12 protein-coding genes are annotated in these 18563 nt (G+C 68.0%); 5 read left to right on the forward strand and 7 right to left on the reverse strand.

Annotation, left to right across the window (positions count from 1 at the left end; all coding sequences use genetic code 11):
- Positions 1 to 74: 74 nt before the first annotated feature.
- Together dcd and apbC are read right to left on the reverse strand one after the other, a co-directional pair.
- Positions 75 to 641, reverse strand: coding sequence for a dCTP deaminase (gene dcd, locus BB334_RS10000; RefSeq protein ID WP_068808042.1), 567 nt, complete (start codon positions 639 to 641; stop codon positions 75 to 77).
- 102 nt (positions 642 to 743) lie between these two features.
- Positions 744 to 1835 (reverse strand): iron-sulfur cluster carrier protein ApbC, encoded by a 1092-nt coding sequence (gene apbC, locus BB334_RS10005; RefSeq protein WP_068808044.1) that lies wholly within the window; start codon positions 1833 to 1835, stop codon positions 744 to 746.
- Positions 1836 to 1981: 146 nt separating this feature from the next.
- Here apbC and BB334_RS10010 point away from each other — a divergent pair, with 146 nt between their 5' ends.
- From BB334_RS10010 to BB334_RS10025, 4 genes are all read left to right on the forward strand, one after another.
- Entirely contained in the window at positions 1982 to 2536 is a 555-nt protein-coding gene (locus BB334_RS10010) for an OmpA family protein (RefSeq protein WP_068808046.1), read from the forward strand.
- Between the two features lie 82 nt (positions 2537 to 2618).
- Complete coding sequence (gene metG, locus BB334_RS10015; protein ID WP_068808048.1) at positions 2619 to 4790, forward strand: methionine--tRNA ligase; 2172 nt, start codon at positions 2619 to 2621, stop codon at positions 4788 to 4790.
- Positions 4791 to 4913: 123 nt separating this feature from the next.
- Positions 4914 to 6605 carry a SulP family inorganic anion transporter gene (locus BB334_RS10020; protein ID WP_068808051.1) on the forward strand — a complete coding sequence of 564 codons (1692 nt, stop codon included), beginning with the start codon at positions 4914 to 4916 and terminating at the stop codon, positions 6603 to 6605.
- Complete coding sequence (locus BB334_RS10025; RefSeq protein ID WP_068808057.1) at positions 6598 to 6894, forward strand: acylphosphatase; 297 nt, start codon at positions 6598 to 6600, stop codon at positions 6892 to 6894. The genes BB334_RS10020 and BB334_RS10025 overlap by 8 nt, the downstream gene beginning before the upstream one ends.
- Positions 6895 to 6900: 6 nt before the next feature.
- On the opposite strand, the gene dnaE is transcribed toward BB334_RS10025, so the two are convergent.
- From dnaE to BB334_RS10045, 4 genes are all read right to left on the reverse strand, one after another.
- On the reverse strand, positions 6901 to 10407 hold the full coding sequence (dnaE, locus tag BB334_RS10030; RefSeq protein ID WP_068808060.1) for a DNA polymerase III subunit alpha: 3507 nt from the start codon (positions 10405 to 10407) through the stop codon (positions 6901 to 6903).
- Positions 10408 to 10449: 42 nt separating this feature from the next.
- Complete coding sequence (locus BB334_RS10035; protein WP_068808063.1) at positions 10450 to 11424, reverse strand: quinone oxidoreductase family protein; 975 nt, start codon at positions 11422 to 11424, stop codon at positions 10450 to 10452.
- Positions 11425 to 11477: 53 nt separating this feature from the next.
- Entirely contained in the window at positions 11478 to 12695 is a 1218-nt protein-coding gene (locus BB334_RS10040; RefSeq protein WP_068808066.1) for a phospholipase A, read from the reverse strand.
- Between the two features lie 108 nt (positions 12696 to 12803).
- On the reverse strand, positions 12804 to 15086 hold the full coding sequence (locus tag BB334_RS10045; RefSeq protein ID WP_068808069.1) for an NADP-dependent malic enzyme: 2283 nt from the start codon (positions 15084 to 15086) through the stop codon (positions 12804 to 12806).
- Between the two features lie 271 nt (positions 15087 to 15357).
- Here BB334_RS10045 and BB334_RS10050 point away from each other — a divergent pair, with 271 nt between their 5' ends.
- A complete protein-coding gene (locus BB334_RS10050) occupies positions 15358 to 16137 on the forward strand; it encodes a ParA family protein (RefSeq protein WP_068808072.1) in 780 nt (259 codons plus the stop codon).
- Between the two features lie 42 nt (positions 16138 to 16179).
- Here BB334_RS10050 and BB334_RS10055 read toward each other — a convergent pair whose 3' ends face one another.
- On the reverse strand, positions 16180 to 18402 hold the full coding sequence (locus BB334_RS10055; protein ID WP_068808075.1) for a UvrD-helicase domain-containing protein: 2223 nt from the start codon (positions 18400 to 18402) through the stop codon (positions 16180 to 16182).
- Positions 18403 to 18563 lie beyond the last annotated feature (161 nt).

The following is an 18563-nucleotide window of genomic DNA, read 5'->3' on the forward strand; positions in this document are numbered from 1 at the left end:
TACCAATGGTGTTTAAGAATGCACGAGGGGCCGCGATCGGCCCCCGTCACGCATCGATGAGGAATCGGCGGCGCTCAGATCTTCGGCAGCGTCACGCCGGTCTGGCCGAGGTACTTGCCGCCGCGATCCCGGTAGGAGGTCTCGCACACCTCGTCCGATTCGAAGAACAGCATCTGCGCGACGCCTTCGTTGGCATAGATCTTCGCCGGCAGCGGAGTGGTGTTCGAGAACTCGAGGGTCACGTGCCCTTCCCACTCGGGCTCGAGCGGGGTGACGTTGACGATGATGCCGCAGCGCGCATAGGTGCTCTTGCCCAGGCACACGGTGAGCACGCTGCGCGGGATGCGGAAGTACTCGACCGTGCGCGCGAGCGCGAAGGAGTTCGGCGGGATGATGCAGACGTCGCCGGTGAAATCGACGAAGTTGCGCGCATCGAAATCCTTCGGGTCGACGATCGTCGAGTTGATGTTGGTAAAGATCTTGAATTCGTTCGCCACGCGCACGTCGTAGCCGTAGCTCGACGTGCCGTAGGACACGATGCGCCCGCTGTCGTTGCTGCGCACCAGTTCCGGCGCGAAGGGCTCGATCATGCGGGCCTCTTCCGCCATGCGGCGAATCCACTTGTCGGACTTGATGGACATCCGGTACGCCTTCCTCGAGGGCCGCAGGGCCCGGTTGCGAAAGCCGCGTAGTGTAGGGCAAGCACCGCCGGCGGGAAAGCCGGCGATCCGCCATTTCCGGCCTCAGGTGTTCTTCATGACGATATTGGGGAACTTGTGCGTCATGTCCTTCGCCTTCTCCGCGATGCGCACCGCCAGCTTGCGTGCGATTTCCTTGTAGATCCCGGCGATGCGGCCGTCGGGATCGGCCACCACGGTGGGGGCGCCGCCGTCGGTCTGCTCGCGGATCTGGAGGTCGAGCGGCAGCGCGCCGAGGAAGGGGACCTTGTACTCCGCGCACATCTTCTCGCCGCCGCCGTGACCGAAGATGTGCTCCTCATGGCCGCAGTTCGAGCAGATGTGGATGCTCATGTTCTCGATCAGGCCGAGGATGGGCACACCGACCTTCTCGAACATCTTCAGGCCCTTGCGTGCGTCGAGCAGGGCGATGTCCTGCGGCGTGGTGACGATCACCGCTCCGGTGACGGGTACGCTTTGCGACAGGGTCAGCTGGATGTCGCCCGTACCCGGCGGCATGTCGATCACGAGATAGTCGAGATCCTTCCACGCGGTGTCCTTCAACAACTGGTTCAGCGCCTGGGTGGCCATCGGCCCGCGCCACACCATCGGCGTGTCGGGATCGATCAGGAAGCCGATCGACATCGCCTGGATGCCGTAGGCCTCGAGCGGCTCCATGGTCTTGCCATCGATGGATTCCGGGCGGCGGTCGCCGATGCCGAGCATCTGCGGCTGCGACGGACCGTAGATGTCGGCATCGAGGATACCGACCTGCGCGCCCTCGGCGGCCAGCGCCAGCGCCAGGTTGACCGCCGTCGTGCTCTTGCCCACTCCGCCCTTGCCGGACGACACCGCGATGATGTTGCGCACGCCGGGCAACAGCTTGACGCCGTGCTGCACGGCATGAGCGACGACCTTGCTCGTGACCGTGATGTCCACGCGGCCGATGCCCGGGAGCTTCGCCAGTGCATCGGCCAGCATGCGGCGGATCGCCTCGTGCTGACTGCGGGCCGGGTAGCCGAGTTCGACGTCGAAGCGCACGTCGGCGCCATCGACCGCCAGATTGCGGATCGCACGACTCGACACGAGATCCTTGCCGGTGTTCGGGTCGATCACGGACTTGAGCGCTTCGCTGACGGTTTCCTGGTTAAGACTCATCGCGGTTTCCTAGATAATCATGGCCCCGGCTCCCCGGGGCGGTGCGGGGATCATACCGGACCCGCCCCGTTCCCACACCCGTGCTGGCAGTGTGGTCTGTGCGAACGGCCGCACGCACGCAAGTACCCGAAACACGAGCACCCACCATGAAGAAGACCCTTTCCCGACTGATGCCCCTCTGCCTCACCGCCCTGCTCGCCGCCTGCGCAACGCCGGGCCCGCAACAGATCGACGACGGCAGCAAGCGCGGCGCGAGCGCCGAACGCATCGACTGGAGCGGGCTGCGCCTGCGTCTCGCCGCCGGCGTCGCCACCGACCCCGGCATCGAGCTCGGCGAACGCGAGGCCGGGAGCCTGCAGGTGCGCGTCCCCGTCGCCGACGGCTTCGCCCCGGGCAAGGCGGAAGTTCGCCCGGCACTGCAGCGCAGGCTCGACATCCTCGCCACGGCGCTCGCCGCCGAACGCGAGGTGGCCGTGCTCGTCGTCGGCCACACCGACAGCCAGGGCAGCGAGATGTACAACCTGCAGCTGTCGATCGCCCGCGCCGAAGCGGTCGCGGAGCAGTTGCGCGGCCGGGGCGTCGCCCTCGAGCGCCTCGCCGCCGACGGCCGCGGCGAGGCCGAACCGATCGCTGACAATGGGAGCGAGGCCGGCCGCGCGCAGAACCGCCGCATCGAACTTCTGCTGCGCGCGATGCCCTGAGAACGAGCGCGACGGTCAGCCGGTCGAGCGGGACCGGCCGGCGCTTTGTTAAACTTCCGTTTTTGATTCGCGCGAAACCCTCATGTCCCGCAAGCTCCTCGTCACCAACGCCCTGCCCTACGCCAACGGCGACATCCACCTCGGCCACCTCGTCGGCTATATCCAGGCCGACATCTGGGTGCGCTACCAGCGCATGCGGGGCAACCAGGTGCACTACGTGTGTGCGGACGACACCCACGGCACGCCAGTCATGCTGCGCGCCGAAAAGGAAGGCCTCACCCCCGAGCAGCTGATCGCCCGCGTCCATGGCGAGCATCTGCGCGACTTCACCGCCTTCGGCGTCGCCTTCGACAACTACCATTCGACGCACACCTCGGAGAACCGCTTCTACGCCGAGGACATCTACGGCAAGCTCAAGGCGGGCGGAATGATCGAGACGCGCGCGATCGAGCAGTACTATGACCCGGTCAAGGAGATGTTCCTGCCTGACCGCTTCATCAAGGGCGAGTGCCCGAAGTGCGGCGCCCCCGACCAGTACGGCGACAACTGCGAGGCCTGCGGCGCCGCCTACGCCCCCACCGAGCTGAAGAACCCCTACTCCGCGGTGTCGGGTGCCAAGCCCGTGCTGAAGACGTCGGAGCACTACTTCTTCCGCCTGTCGGACGAGCGCGCGGTGGCCTTCCTGCGCGAATGGACGCGCGGCACCAACGCCGCCGGCCAGCGCCGCCTGCAGGCGGAGGCCGCCAACAAGATGAAGGAATGGCTCGGCGACGAAGGCGAGAACAAGCTCTCCGACTGGGACATCTCGCGCGACGCGCCCTACTTCGGCTTCGAGATTCCGGGGGCGCCGGGCAAGTACTTCTACGTCTGGCTCGACGCGCCGATCGGCTACCTCGCCAGCTTCCGCAATCTCGCCGGCAAGCTCGGCGACATCGCGCTCGAGGACTACACCGACGCCGACCGCGCCGAGGCCGCCGGCACCGAGATGGTGCACTTCATCGGCAAGGACATCCTCTACTTCCACGCCCTATTCTGGCCGGCGATGCTCAAGTTCGCCGGCTACCGCACGCCGAGCCAGCTGTGCGTCAACGGCTTCCTCACGGTCGACGGCGCGAAGATGAGCAAGAGCCGCGGCACCTTCATCACCGCGCATTCCTACATCACGCAGAAGCTCAACCCGGAGTGGCTGCGCTACTACTTCGCCGGCAAGTCGAACGGCACGATGGAAGACGTCGACCTCAACCTCGACGACATGATCGCCAAGGTCAATTCCGACCTCGTCGGCAAGTACGTCAACATCGCCAGCCGCTGCGCCGGCTTCATCGCCAGGCGTTTCGACGGCAAGCTGGCCGCCAGCGATACGGTCGCGACGATGGAGTTCGAGGCCGCGCACCGCGCCGGCCTCGTGGCCCAGGCCTACGAGGAGCGCGATTACGGTCGCGCGCTACGCGAGATCATGCATCTCGCCGACACCGCCAACCAGTACGTCAACGAAAACAAGCCGTGGGAACTCGCGAAGCAGGAAGGCCAGGAGGTTCGCCTGCACCAGGTGTGCAGCACCGCGCTGACGATGTTCCGCGACCTCACCCTCTACCTGAAGCCGGTGCTGCCCGCGCTCGCCGTCGAGGTCGAGCGCTTCCTCGCGATCGAGCCGATGGCCTGGCCCCCGCACTGGGCAGCGCTGCCGGCTGGGCACGAGATCCGGCCCTACCAGCACCTGATGACCCGCATCGAGCGCAAGCAGATCGACGCCCTGCTCGAGGCCAACCGCGAATCGCTCGCGCCCGCCGCCCCGACAAAACCCGGCGGGGACGCCAGGGAGGGCGAGGCCGCTTCCTCCCAGCAGCGTCATGCCGAGAAGCAGCAGCACGCCGCCCAGGCGGCCGAGACCGCCTCGCCGCAGATCTCGATCGACGACTTCGGCAAGGTTGACCTGCGCATCGCGCGGATCGTCGATGCCCGGCACGTCGAAGGCGCCGACAAGCTGATCCGCCTGTCGCTCGACATCGGCGAAACCGACGACAGCGGCGCGCCGAGAACCCGGCAGGTGTTCGCCGGCATCAAGTCGGCCTACGACCCGGCCAACCTGGTCGGCCGGCTGACGGTCATGGTCGCCAACCTCGCCCCACGCAAGATGAAGTTCGGCATGAGCGAGGGCATGGTACTGGCCGCCTCGGATACCGACGGCAGGACACCCGGGCTGTTCATCCTGTCGCCCGACGCCGGCGCACAGCCGGGGATGCGCGTAAAATAAAACGATGCCTCTGACGCCCTCGAAACGCTGGATCATCCTGCATCACGCGGGACGAGGGTGCCTGTCTCCGTAGCACCGCCGCAGTCGCGGCATCGCGTTCACCTCAGTTCGCACGGAGACACCATGAAAATCCTGTTCCGCCCCAAACTCCTCGACACCCTGCACGGCTACGACCGTGCCGCCATCGTGGGTGACGTCTCGGCCGGCATCACCGTCGGCGTGCTCGCGCTGCCGCTCGCGATGGCCTTCGCGATCGCCTCCGGCATGTCGCCTGCCGCCGGCATCTGGACGGCGATCGTCGCCGGCTTCCTCGTCTCGCTGCTCGGCGGCTCACGGGTACAGATCGGCGGTCCCACCGGCGCCTTCATCCCCATCATCTACGCCATCGTGATGGACTACGGGGTGCAGAGCCTGCTCATCGCGACCATGATGTCCGGCGTGCTGCTGTTCGCGATGGGCGCACTGCGGCTCGGCAACATGATCCGCTTCATCCCGCTCTCGGTCGTGATCGGCTTCACCAACGGCATCGCGGTGGTGATCTTCATCTCGCAGATCAAGGACTTCCTCGGCCTGCAGATCGACAACCTGCCGGGCGAGTTCTTCGCCAAGATGGCCGCGCTGTGGGCTGCGCTGCCGACCCTGCAGACGCCCACCGTGGTGCTCGCGCTGGTTTCGCTCGGGGTGCTGGTGGCGTGGAACCGGGCCGCGGTGAAAGTCCGCTGGATGCGGCGGATGCCCGGACCGCTGGCGGTGCTGCTGATCATGACCGCGGTCAACGCGCTGTTCGCGCTGCCGGTCGACACCATCGGCAGTCGCTTCGGCGGCATCCCGCGCGAGATTCCCACCTTCGGCCTGCCCGAGCTCAGCCTCGGCACGCTCGGCAAGCTGATCGCGCCGGCGATCACCATCGCCCTGCTCGGCGCGATCGAGTCGCTGCTGTCGGCGCGGGTCGCCGACAGCGTGATCGACGACCGCCACGACCCCAACCAGGAGCTGATGGCGCAGGGGGTGGCCAACCTCGCCGCCCCGCTGCTCGGCGGTTTCGCCGCCACCGGCGCGATCGCCCGCACCGCGACCAACATCCGCTCCGGCGGCAAGACGCCGGTCGCAGGCATCGTCCATTCCATGGTGCTGCTCGCGGTCGTGCTGGTGCTCGCACCGCTGGCGAGCCACATCCCGCTCGCGACGCTGTCGGCGATCGTCGTCATGGTGTCGATCAACATGGGCGAATGGCATTCGTTCGCGCCGAAGGAGCTCGCTCGCTACTCGCTGAACTACCGCACGACCCTGCTCGGCACCTTCTTCGTCACCGTGCTGTTCGACCTCACTCTCGCTGTCGAGCTCGGCATGGTGATGGCGAGCCTGTTCTTCATCTACCGCATGTCCGACCTCACCCGCATCGAGCTCATCCCGCTGGCGCGGCGTTATCCCGACGCCGAGCTCGTGCGCCCCGACGGCACGCCGCGGGTGCTCGCCTACCGCATGTTCGGCAGCCTGTTCTTCGGCGCCGCGAACAAGCTCGAGAACCTGTTGCTGATGCAGCACGGCCATCCCGACGTGGTGATCCTCGACATGGACAAGGTCATCAGCATCGACACCACCGGGCTCGACATCCTGCAGACCCTGCACCGCAACCTCGGCAAGCGCGGCGCCCGGCTGGTGCTCTGCGGCCTGAACTCGCAGCCGGGCTCGCTGGTGTTCCGCTCCGGCTTCCTCGACCGCCTCGGCGACGACAACGTCGTCGCCACCCTCGACGAAGCGCTCGTCCGTGCCAACCAGCTGCACGGCGACGATCCGGAGATCGCCTATGCCTGATCGTGATCCAGCCCCCGTCGCCCGTCTGCTTCGCATCCGCGGGCGGGTGCAGGGAGTGTGGTATCGCGCCAGCGCGGTGGAACAGGCGCAGCGCCTCGGCCTGCGCGGCTGGGTGCGCAATCGCGCCGACGGCAGCGTGGAGATCCTGGTCGCCGGCAGCGAGAGCGGGATCGAGGATTTCCTCGACTGGGCGCGAATCGGACCGCCGAAGGCGCAGGTCAGCCGGATCGAGATCGAGGCTGCCGACCCGGCCGAGGCGGGGCCCTTCGCCCAGCGGCCCGACCACTGAAGCGGCTCAGTTCGGGTAGATCACCTCTACGCCCTCGGGCGCGAGCCACTCCCGCAGACTCTCGAGCAGCTGATCCTCGAGCCGCACCCGCCAGCCCTCGCCGAGCGGCAGCTCGGCCTCGGCCACCGCATTGCGGTAGTTCACCCGGATCGGACAGCCCCCGTCGCGGAAGGGCTCGAGCAGGGTCTGCAGGCGGTTGGCCGCCGCCACCGCACCGCCGGATTCGCCGACCTCGCCGTTGATCTTCAGCGCGAGTGCGCGCGCGAAGCGGGCGCGGGCCTCGCCCAGGGTCAGCAGGCGGTCGGCGACGATGCGCAGCCCCCCGGAAAAATCGTCGTTGCTCACCTTGCCCTCGACCACCAGCACCTCGTCGGTGACGATCTTGCCGCGGTTGGCCTCGAGCACCTCGGAATACACCGCGACCTCGCGCGACTGGGTGCCGTCGTCGAGCTGCACGAACACCATCTTGCCGCGGTTGCCCATCTTGGTGCGGGCCTCCATCACCACCCCGGCGAGCATCGCGAGATCGCGGGAGGGCTCGAGCTGGGCCAGGGTGCGGCGCACGAAGCGGCGCACCTCGGCCCTGTAGGCATTGAACGGATGGCCGGAGAGGAAGAAGCCGATCGCCAGCTTCTCCTCCCTGAGCCGGTCGCGCTCGCCCCACGGACGCGCGCGCACGAACTCCACCGGCGCACCCGCGGCCTCGGGCAGCAGGTCGAACAGGCCGCCCTGCATCGCGTTGGCTGCGGCCTGTTCCGCCGCCTCCATCGCCAGCGCGACGGTCGCCATCAGCTCGGCGCGGTCGCGACCGGCGTGGCCGGCGAGCGCGTCCATCGCCCCGGCGCGGATCAGCGCCTCGATCACCCGGCGATTGGCGAGGCGCCGGTCGACCCGCTCGCAGAAATCGAACAGGTCGCGGAAGGGCCCGGCCTTCTCGCGCGCGGCGATGATCGCGCGCACCGCCGGCTCGCCGACGCCCTTCACCGCGCCGAGGCCGTAGCGGATGGTCTTTCGATCGACCGGCACGAAGCGGTAGTCGGATTCGTTCACATCCGGCGGCAGCACCGCGATGCCGTTGGCGAGCGTGTCCTCGTAGAAGATCTTGACCGTGTCGGTGTTGTCGAGGTCGGACGACATCGTCGCCGCCATGAAGGCCGCGCAGTGGTGCGCCTTGAGCCACGCGGTGTGGTAGGTCACCACCGCATAGGCCGCGGTGTGCGACTTGTTGAAGCCGTACTCCGCGAACTTGGTCATGAGGTCGAAGAGCTGCTCGGCGAGCGCCGGGTCGTAGCCCTTCTGCTTCGCGCCATCGGCGATGGTGGCGCGATGCTTGGCCATCTCGTCGGCCTTCTTCTTGCCCATCGCGCGGCGCAGCATGTCGGCGCCGCCCAGGGTGTAGCCCCCGATGATCTGGGAGATCTGCATCACCTGTTCCTGGTACACGATCACGCCGTAGGTCGGCTCCAGACAGGCCTTGAGGTCCGGGTGGAAGTAGTCGATCTCCTGCTGCCCCTTCTTGCGCAGGATGAAGTCGTCCACCATGCCCGAGCCGAGCGGACCGGGCCGGTAGAGCGCGAGCACCGCGATGATGTCCTCGAAGCGGTCGGGCGCGAGCTTCTTCAGCAGCTTCTTCATGCCGTCCGATTCGACCTGGAAGATCGCCGTGGTGTTGGCGTCCTTCAGGATCTGGTAGGCGGCGGGATCCTCGAAGCCGAGGCTCATCAGGTCGGGGCGGCTGCCCTCGAGGCGCTCGACGTACGCCAGCGCCAGCTCGATGATGGTGAGGTTGCGCAGGCCGAGGAAGTCGAACTTCACCAGGCCGACCGCTTCCACGTCGTCCTTGTCGAACTGCGACACCGGGGTGGCGTCGTCGCCATCGGCGATGTAGAGCGGGCAGAAGTCGGTGAGCCTGCCGGGCGCGATCAGCACCCCGCCGGCGTGCATGCCGACGTTGCGCGACAGCCCCTCGAGCGGCTGGGCGAGGCTCCACAGCTCCTGCACCGACTCGCCGTCGTTGCCGTCCTTCATCATCTCGCCGATCTGCGGCTCCATCTCGTAGGCCTTGGCGAGCGAGACCGGCTTCGCGCCCTCGATCGGCACCAGCTTGGAGAGGCGGTCGCACAGACCGTAAGGGAGGTCGAGCACGCGGCCGACGTCGCGCACCACCGCCTTCGAGGCCATAGTGCCGAAGGTGGCGATCTGGCTCACCGCGTCCTTGCCGTAGCGCTCGCGCACGTACTCGATGACGCGGTAGCGGTTGTCCTGGCAGAAGTCGATGTCGAAGTCGGGCATCGACACCCGCTCCGGGTTCAGGAAGCGCTCGAACAGCAGCGCGTAGGCGAGCGGATCGAGGTCGGTGATCTTCAGCGAATAGGCCACCAGCGAGCCCGCGCCCGAACCCCGGCCCGGCCCCACCGGCACGCCGTTGTTCTTGGCCCACTGGATGAAGTCCGCGACGATCAGGAAGTAGCCGGGAAAGCCCATCTGGATGATGGTGTCGGTCTCGAACTTCAGCCGCGCCTCGTAGCGCGGGCGTTCCTTCTCGCGCTCCTCGGGATGCGGGTAGAGCTGGACCAGGCGCTCCTCCAGCCCCCGCTTCGCCTCCGCCACCAGGAAATCGTCGAGGGTCATGCCGTCCGGGGTCGGGAACAGCGGCAGGAAGTTCTTGCCGAGCTGCACCGTCAGCGAGCAGCGCCGCGCGATCTCGACCGCATTCTCGAGCGCCTCGGGGATGTCGGCGAAGAGCTCGCACATCTCGTCCTGGCTCTTGAGATACTGCTCCTCGGTGAATTCGCGCGGGCGGCGCTTGTCCGCCAGCACGTAGCCCTGCGCGATGCAGACTCGTGCCTCGTGCGCCTTGAAGTCCTCGCGCTTGAGGAACTGCACCGGGTGCGTCGCCACCACCGGCAGGCCGAGCTTGCCGGCGATGCCCATCGCCTGGCGGATGTATGCCTCGGTGCCGGGATGGCCTGCGCGCTGCAGCTCGATGTAGAAGGCGTCGGGGAACAGCCGCGCCCAATCCGCCGCCAGCGCCTCGGCCTGCTCGGGGTTGCCGTGCACCAGCGCCTGGCCGACATCGCCCGTCATCGCCCCCGAAAGACACAGCAGCCCGCTCGCCGCACCGCCCTCGAACCACTCGCGCCGGATCTCGGCGCGACCACGATGCTTGTTCTCCAGGTAGGCGCGCGTGAGCAGCGCACACAGCTGGCCATAGCCTTCGCGGTTGCGGCACAGCAGCAGCGTGCGCAAGGGCTTGTCGCGCTCGACATCGTTCTGGATCCAGACGTCGACCCCGACCACGGGCTTGAGCCCGGCCCCGCGCGCGCCCTTGTAGAACTTCACCATGCCGAACAGGTTGGCCAGGTCGGCGATGCCGAGCGCCGGCATGCCGTCGGCGGCGGCGCGCGCGATGGCCTCGTCGATCTGGACGATGCCGTCGGTGATCGAGTACTCGGTATGGACGCGCAGGTGGACGAACCGGGGTTCGCGGGACAGGGGGGCTTCGGCAGTCATGGGCGCGATTTTACCCGACCCCCGCCGCCCCACGCGGACCGATCAAGGCAGCAGCACGGTCGAGCCGGTGGTGAGACGCGCCTCGAGCGCGCGATGCGCCTCGGCGGCCTCGCGCAGGGCGAAGCGCTGGCCGATCTCGATCTTCACCTTGCCTGCCGCGACTACCTCGAACAGCTCGCCCGCGCGCTCGAGCAGTTCCCCGCGGTCGGCGATGTAGTCGAACAGGGTCGGCCGGGTGACGTAGAGCGAGCCCATCTTCATCAGCAGCGCACACTCGAAGGGCGGCACCGGCCCGGTGGCGTTGCCATAGCTCACCATCAGGCCGCGCCGGCGCAGACAGGCGAGCGAATCGAGGAAGGTGTCCTTGCCGATCGAGTCGTACACCACCGGCACGCCGGCGCCGCCGGTGATCTCGCGCACCCGCTCGGGAAATTTCTCGCGGGTGTAGACGATCACGTGGTCGCAGCCGAGCGCGCGCACCTTTTCCGCCTTGGCATCGCTGCCGACGGTGCCGATCACGGTCGCGCCGAGCGCCTTCGCCCACTGCACCATGATCGAGCCCACCCCACCGGCGGCCGCATGCACCAGGACGGTTTCGCCCGCCTGCACCGGGTAGGTGCTGCGCAACAGGTATTGCGCGGTCAGGCCCTGCATCATCATCGCCGCGCCCTCCTCGAAGGAGATCGCATCGGGCAGGCGCACCAGCAGGCCGGCCCCGATGTTGCGCACCTCGGCATAGGCGCCGAGCGGGCCGCCGGCATAGGCGACGCGGTCGCCCACCGCGACCTCGGTGACGCCCTCGCCCACCGCTTCCACCACCCCCGCGCCCTCCTGGCCGATCCCCGAAGGCAGCGACACCGGATAGAGGCCGCCGCGATGGTAGGTGTCGATGTAGTTCAGGCCCACCGCGTGCTGGCGCAGGCGCACCTCGCCCGGCGCCGGCGCGGGCGGCTCGACCGCCTCGAACTGCAGCACTTCGGGGCCGCCGTTGCGGTGGAAACGGATGACATGGCTCATTGCGATCTCCTTCAAGAGGGCGCACGGCACCGGCCTGGCACCTGCGCCACGGTTCAGCGGACGAACGACAGGCCGATACGGTACTGCGGATCCACCGACACGTTGTAGTCGCGCAGCGTCTCGCCATAGCCGCGGAAGTACTGGAAGTGAACGAAGGCCCCCACCCCGGAGAAGATGCTGCGCCGGAGCGGGTAGGAGAGATCGATCTCCGTGCCACTGTTGCCGTCGGTGCCGCGCCGCAGGAGCGCGGTCGCCATCAGCGCGTCGTCGCGCCCGACACGCAGCCCGAGCTGGGCGTAGCCGCGATAGCGGGTGATGTCCGGATTGTCCCGCTTGCCGAGATAGGCCCATGCCTTCGGAATCAGCCCGACGTAGGTGCCCCGCTCGTCGAGATAGTGGCGCAGCTCGGTCTGCAGGAACAAGGTGTCGATGCTGCGGGTGTCGGGGCCGTCCTTCCCGTTCGACTCATGCTCGTAGCCGGCGGCGAGCGTCGCCCAGCCGCCCGAGCCCGGGTCGGAAAGACGGAACTGGTAGAACAGCGACGGGCGGAAGCTGGTGTCGCGGAAGGGCTTGGAGTCGCTGCCGAGGTCCCACACCGAGGTCTGGGTGTAGCCGAAATACAATCCGCGCGCGAGCGGAAAGCGTTCGGCCACGACGCCGATGTCGTCGAAGATGCGGTAGCGGAAGCTGAACTGGAAGCGCGCCGAACGCGGATGCGAGCCGCCATAGACGAAGTACATCGGCTCGTGAAAACCGAGCGCGTTCGGCGCGGCAGGCACCGTCCCCGAAATCGCGGGCGACACCGGCGCCATGCGATCGACCCCGCTATCGACCCTGCCATCGACCGCCGCCAGCGGCGCGCCACCGGCGGCGGCAGGCGCGCCAGTGGCCACGGCGCTCGCGTCGAGCAGCAGACGCGCGGAGGGCGCTTCGCTCAGGCTCAGCATCGCCGTTCCCACCAGCTCTTGCGGCCAGCGGCCGAAGTAGTGGCGCTGGCGCGGATCGACGGGTTCGGCCTCGGCCGCCGCCAGCTCGATGGCGATGCCCTCGCCGCCGCCGGGCGGCGCGATGCGGGCTGCCAGCCGCGGCGGCAGCGCCTCGCTGTCGGGCGGCGCGATCACCACCACCTGAAAGGCCTCTCCCGGCACCACCGCGGGGTCTGCGGAGGCGAGCAGCCAGCTCGCGGCCTGTGCCGGCAGGCTCGCAGCGGCGCACAACAGGCCGGTCGCCAGCAGGCGCGCGGCGCATGTCGTCAGCTCGGTCTTTTTCATTGATACCCCGCAAAGGAGAAGAGGCAGCCGGGCGGCCCCGACTGCCTCGAACCCAGGCGCTCGCCCGCACGCGTCTACCACGCCGCGCGAGCACCACCGCGCCCGGATTCAGCGCGCGGCCTGCGCGTCGACCACCGCCAGCGCGGTGATGTTCACCAGCCGCCGCACGGTGGCCGACGGGGTGAGGATATGCACCGAGTTCGCCGCCCCGAGCAGGATCGGGCCGATCGACACGCCGTCGCCGTTGGCCATCTTCATCAGGTTGAAGGAGATGTTGGCGGCGTCGAGGTTGGGCATCACCAGCAGGTTGGCCTCGCCGCTCAGGGTCGACTCGGGATGCATCTTGTCACGGATCTCGACCGACAGCGCCGAGTCGCCATGCATCTCGCCATCGACGTTGAGGTCGGGCACGCGCTCGCGCAGGATCTCGCGCGCCGCGCGCATCTTGCGCGCCGAAGCCGACTTCGAACTGCCGAAGTTGGAATGCGACAGCAGCGCGACCTGGGGCTCGATGCCGAAGCGGCGCAGCTCTTCGGCCGCCATGCGGGCGATCTCGGCCACTTCCTCCGCGTCCGGCTCCTCGTTCACATAGGTGTCGGTGATCGCCAGCATGCGCTTGGGCAGTAGCAGCAGGTTCATCGCCGCGAACTGCCTGGCACCCGGCTTCAGGCCGATGACGTCGCGCACCTGCTGCAGGTGGTAGTCGTAGGTGCCGAAGGTGCCGCACACCAGGGCGTCGCCGTCGCCGCGGCGCAGCAGCATCGCACCGATCAGCGTGGTGTCGCGCAGGACCTTGGCCTTGGCGAGGTCGGGCGTGATGCCGTCGCGCCCCATCAGCCGGTAGTACTCGGTCCACAGCTCGCGATAGCGCGGGTCGGACTCCTGGTTGACCACGTCGAAGTCGCGCCCGGGCACGAGATGCAGACCGATACGGGCGATCCGCATCTCGATCACGCTCGGTCGCCCGATCAGGATCGGACGCGCCAGGCCCTCGTCGACCACCACGCGCACCGCATGCAGCACGCGCTCGTCCTCGCCCTCGGAATAGATCACCCGCTTCTGCTCGATAGGCACCGCCTTGGCCGCCGAGAACACCGGCTTCATGACGATGCCGGACGTGTACACGAAGCTGTTGAGGCTGGAGACGTAGGCGTCGAAGTCGGTGATCGGCTCGGTGGCGACCCCCGAATCCATCGCCGCCTTCGCCACCGCCGGCGCGATCTTCACGATCAGGCGCGGGTCGAAGGGCTTGGGAATGATGTAGTCGGGGCCGAAGCCGAGGTCCTGGCCACCATAGGCGGAGGCCACGATGTCGCTCTGCTCGGCCCGCGCCAGCTCGGCGATCGCCTTCACGCAGGCCAGCTTCATCTCCTCGTTGATCGTGGTGGCGCCGACGTCGAGCGCGCCCCTGAAGATGAACGGGAAGCACAACACGTTGTTGACCTGGTTCGGGAAGTCCGAACGGCCGGTGGCGACGATGCAGTCGGGGCGCACCGCCTTGGCGTCGGCCGGCAGGATCTCGGGGTTCGGGTTGGCGAGCGCGAAGATCAGCGGCTTGTCGGCCATCTTCGCCACCATCTCGGGCTTGAGCACGCCGGCGGTCGACAGGCCGAGGAAGACGTCCGCGCCCTCGATCACCTCGCCCAGGGTGCGCGCCGAGGTGTTCTGGGCGTAGCGCGCCTTGGTCGGCTCCATGTTGGCCTCGCGGCCCTCGAAGATCACACCCTTCGAGTCGCAGACGTAAACGTTCTCGCGCTTCAGGCCGACGCTCGCCATCAGGTCGAGACAGGCGATCGCCGCCGCGCCAGCGCCGGAGCACACCAGCTTGACCTTCTCGATGTCCTTGCCCACCACCTTGAGGCCGTTGATCAGGCCGGCCGCGGAGATGATCGCGGTGCCGTGCTGGTCGTCGTGGAAGACCGGGATCTTCATGCGCTCGCGCAGCTTCTTCTCGATGTAGAAGCACTCCGGCGCCTTGATGTCCTCGAGGTTGATGCCGCCCAGCGTGGGCTCGAGCGAGGCGATGATCTCGATCAGCTTGTCGGGGTCATTCTCGGACAGCTCGATGTCGAAGACGTCGATGTTGGCGAACTTCTTGAACAGGCAGCCCTTGCCTTCCATCACCGGCTTGGCCGCGAGCGGTCCGATGTTGCCCAGGCCGAGCACCGCGGTGCCGTTGGTGATCACCGCCACCAGGTTGCCACGGCTGGTGAATTCGCGCGCCTGCGTGGGGTCGGCGACGATCGCGTCGCAAGCGGCGGCCACACCCGGCGAGTAGGCGAGCGCAAGGTCGCGCTGGTTGGTGAGGCCCTTGGTCGGCACAACCGCGATCTTGCCGCGCGTCGGCGAACGGTGGTAGTCGAGCGCTGCAGCAATGAAGTCCTGATCCATTTTCTCCCTCTCGGAACAGTTTGGTGTATGCGGCCCGGTCGCGCCTGCGTCCAGGCCGCGCGTCCGGGATACGCCTTTGGGAGTTCGCTGCCGCGAATGCTTGTTGTTGTCGACGCCGGAGCGACGTGCGGCATAGCCCCGGGCCTTGCGGCCCGCATGTCGTCCGGCCTCGGGGAACGGGCGAGGATCGGCATGAATGACGAAGCGGAATTTTAGCGCAGCGCAACACCCTTTGGCAGAATGCTCGGCATTACGGGAAGGAGATCGACAGATGCGGCGAGTGGTGTTCAATCAGAAGGGCGGGGTCGGCAAATCGACGATCACCTGCAACCTGGCGGCGATCAGTGCCCACGGCGGGGCGCGCACCCTGGTGGTCGATCTCGACCCGCAGGGCAATTCCACCCAGTACCTGCTCGGCGGCGAGGCGGACGGGCTCGAAGCGACACTGGCCGACTTCTTCGACCAGACCCTCAATTTCAGGCTCAACCCCAGGCGCACCTCGGAGTTCGTCGTCGCCACCCGCTTCCCCGGCCTCCACGTGCTGCCCTCCCATCCGCAGCTCGAGGAGCTGCAGGCCAAGCTCGAGTCGCGCTACAAGATCTACAAGCTGCGCGACGCGCTCGCGGAACTCGCCGCCGACTACGACTGCGTCTACATCGACACCCCGCCGGCGCTGAACTTCTACACCCGCTCGGCGCTGATCGCCGCCGACGCCTGCCTGATCCCCTTCGACTGCGACGAGTTCTCGCGCCGCGCGCTCTACTCGCTGATCGAGAACGTCGAGGAGATCCGCGCCGACCACAACCGCGAGCTGCGGGTCGAGGGCATCGTGGTGAACCAGTTCCAGCCGCGCGCCAGCCTGCCGCAGAAGATGGTACTGGCCCTGGTCGAGGAAGGCCTGCCGGTGCTCGAGCCCTACCTGTCGAGCTCGGTGAAGATCAAGGAGTCGCACGAGCAGGCGATGCCGATGATCCACCTCGATCCGCGGCACAAGCTGACCCAGGAGTTCGTCGCCCTGCACGACGGCCTGGCGCGCAAGTACGGCGCCTGAGGCCCCGCTCGGCGGCGGGGCTCGTGCGCGGCCCCGCCGGGTTCAGGCCGCCTCGAGCTTCGCCACCGCGAGCAGCAGCCACTTGACCCCGGCGTCGCCGAAGTTGATCTGCGCCCGCGCGTCGCTGCCGCTGCCCTCGGCGGCGATGATCACCCCCTGGCCGAAGCGCGCGTGCCGCACCAGCTGGCCGACGCGCAGGCCGCCGGGAAGAGGCGCGCTCGCGGTCGGTGGCGGCGCAGGACGCGGCGACCGCCCGCTGCTCGAAGGCGTGTAGTAGCTGCCGCGCGCACTGCCGCCGAAGGCGCCGGCGGTGCTGGTCCGCACGCTCGGCGGCGTGAGCCACTTGAGCAGCGCCGGTGGAAACTCCTCGAGAAAGCGCGAACGCAGGTTGTAGCGGGTCTGGCCATGCAGCATCCGGCTCTGCGCGAAGGACAGGTAAAGCCGCTCGCGCGCCCGTGTCACCGCCACGTACATCAGGCGGCGCTCCTCCTCCAGGCCGGTGGGCTCGAGGATGCTGTTCTCGTGCGGGAACAGCCCTTCCTCCAGGCCGGAAAGGAAGACGACGTCGAACTCCAGCCCCTTGGACGAATGCACCGTCATCAGCTGCACCGCGTCCGAGCCCTGGTCGGCCTGATGCTCGCCCGCCTCGAGTGAGGCATGAGCGAGGAAATCGGCGAGCAGGGCGTGGTCCTGCTGCATCGCCTCGGCGCCGGCGTCGGCCTCGGCGAGGAAGTTGGCCGCCGCGTTGAGCAGTTCGTCCAGGTTCTCCAGCCGCTCGCGGCCCTCCTTTTCCGCCTTGTAGTGGGCGCGCAGGCCCGACAGCTCGAGCACGTGATCGACCAGTTCGGGCAGCGGCAGGCGCGTGGTGTCGCGCCGCATGTCCTCGATCAGTCGCACGAACTGCGCCAGCACGGTGCCGGGCTTGCCCGTCAGGTGCGGCACCGTGGCATACAGGCTGGTGGCGTAGACCCGCGCCGCATCCTGCAACACCTCGATCGAGCGCGCCCCGATGCCTCGGGTGGGAAAGTTCACCACCCGCGCGAAGGCGGTGTCGTCGTCGGCGTTGGCGATCAGGCGCAGATAGGCGAGCGCGTGCTTGATCTCCTGGCGCTCGAAGAAGCGCAGCCCGCCATACACCCGGTAGGGAATGCCGGCGGAGAACAGCTGGTGCTCCAGCACCCGCGACTGCGCGTTCGAGCGGTAGAGCAGCGCGATCTCCGCCCGCATCAGGCCCTCGCGCACCAGGGACTGGATCTCCTCGACGATCCAGCGCGCCTCGTCGATGTCGGCATAGGCCTCGAACACCCGGATCGGCTCGCCCGCACCCTGGTCGGTCCACAGGTTCTTGCCCAGGCGGTTGGCGTTATGGCGGATGATCGCGTTGGCGGCATCGAGGATGTTGCCGCGCGAGCGGTAGTTCTGCTCGAGGCGGATCACGCTGTCGACCCTGAACTCGCGCTCGAAGTCGCGCATGTTGCCGACCTCGGCGCCGCGAAAGCCGTAGATCGACTGGTCGTCGTCGCCGACGCAGAACATCGACGCGCCGCCCTCGCGGCCCTCGTCGGCGAACTGCTTCAGCCAGCGATACTGCAGCCGGTTGGTGTCCTGGAACTCATCCACCAGGATGTGGCGGAAGCGGCGCTGGTAGTGGCGGCGCACCGGCTCGTTGCGCTCGAGCAGTTCGTAGCTGCGCAGCAGCAGCTCGGCGAAGTCGACCACCCCCTCGCGCTGGCACTGCGCCTCGTACGCCTGGTAGAGCTGCACCCGGTGACGGGTGTAGTCGTCCCAGGCCTCCACCGCGTGCGGCCGGACGCCCGTCTCCTTCTGGCCGTTGATGAAGTGCTGCAGCTCCTTGGGCGGAAACTTCTCGTCATCGACATTGAGCGTCTTCAGCAGCCGCTTGATCGCCGCCAGCTGATCCGCCGAGTCCAGGATCTGGAACAGCTGCGGCAGGCCGGCATCGCGGTGATGCGCGCGCAGCAGCCGGTTGGCGAGGCCGTGGAAGGTGCCCACCCACATCCCGCGCGTGCTCACCGGCAGCATCGCTCCCAACCGGGCGAGCATCTCCTTCGCCGCCTTGTTGGTGAAGGTCACCGCGAGGATGCCGCCCGGGTCGGCCTGGCCGGACTGGATCAGCCAGGCGATGCGGGTGGTCAGCACGCGCGTCTTGCCCGAGCCGGCGCCGGCCAGGATCAGCGCGTGCTGCGGCGGCAGGGTAACGGCCTGGAGTTGTTCGGGATTGAGATTGGCAAGCAGCTTCGACATGAACGGACCCTTGTTCGAGCCCGCATTCTACCCGCCCCGGGGCTCGCCGCCGCCTGCGCCCGCCTGGCACCGCCCGGACCGCACGCCGCCATCTTGTTTCAATAAGCAACTATTGCTTGCTACACTGCCGGAGATCCGCTATCTTCCCGATTGTGCATAGC

It is taken from the genome of Thauera phenolivorans (genome assembly GCF_001696715.1).
In the GTDB taxonomy this organism is placed as follows: domain Bacteria; phylum Pseudomonadota; class Gammaproteobacteria; order Burkholderiales; family Rhodocyclaceae; genus Thauera; species Thauera phenolivorans.